This window comes from Methylobacterium mesophilicum (assembly GCF_022179445.1).
GTDB lineage: Bacteria > Pseudomonadota > Alphaproteobacteria > Rhizobiales > Beijerinckiaceae > Methylobacterium > Methylobacterium mesophilicum.
This window is the reverse complement of record NZ_BPQU01000102.1, coordinates 1-350: the sequence shown is the minus strand read 5'-3', so window position 1 is coordinate 350 and position 350 is coordinate 1. Positions and strand designations below refer to the sequence as shown.

1 pseudogene is annotated in these 350 nt (G+C 79.7%); it reads right to left on the bottom strand.

Annotated elements, in window-relative coordinates:
- Nucleotides 1-350: pseudogene (locus tag MFF40_RS28390) on the bottom strand (autotransporter domain-containing protein); the annotation flags it as partial.

Genomic DNA, 350 nt, shown 5'->3' with positions numbered 1-350 from the left:
ATCCGCGGGTCGAACACCCGCGCCGGGACCGCCACCGGTTCCACCGGCTCCCCGGACCGGTCGGCGGCGTAGGCGGCCGGCAGGCTGCCGTAGTCGCGCGCCTCGGAGGCGCCGCCCCAGCGCAGCCGGTCGAGCACCGCCTCGCGGCTGGGCCCGGCCGTGGCGAAGGCGGTCGAGGCCAGCCCGGCATGGGCGTCGCCGGCCATCCCGGCGAACGCCGCCCGGGCCTGGGGCGCCGACAGGGTCGCGACCGCGTCGTAGAGCGTCGAGCCCACCGCCCCGGCCTGCACGGCTCCGGCCGCCGCGCGCTGGTTGCGGGTGTGCGCCACCGCGGCGAAGTCGAGGTCGTT